General features: G+C 65.2%; 1 pseudogene. It reads right to left on the reverse strand.

Annotated features, from left to right (window positions below):
• Positions 1-63 precede the first annotated feature (63 nt).
• A pseudogene (locus AAEZ05_RS28740) lies at positions 64-270 on the reverse strand (TetR/AcrR family transcriptional regulator); the annotation flags it as partial.

Genomic DNA, 270 nt, shown 5'->3' on the forward strand with positions numbered 1-270 from the left:
GCGCCCCACCGTGCCATTGAAACCACGAACCCATGTCAATGCGCCCATCGTGCTTTCCCTCTTTCAGCGTACCGCCGACTTGGCCGCACGTATCACCCGATCCGATAACTCGCCCGGCCCCAGCGCCCGCGCCAGGGTCAGCCCCCCGACCATCAAGGCCATGTCCGCCAGGGCCTTGTCGATCTCTTCGGGGCTGCCGGCCAGTTGCGCGGCCATCAACTCGACGTGTTCGTTCAAGACCTCGCGAAAAGCGTCCGGCAAGCGCCCCAT

It is taken from the genome of Pseudomonas sp. HY13-MNA-CIBAN-0226, from assembly GCF_040310305.1.
Classification (GTDB): domain Bacteria; phylum Pseudomonadota; class Gammaproteobacteria; order Pseudomonadales; family Pseudomonadaceae; genus Aquipseudomonas; species Aquipseudomonas gregormendelii.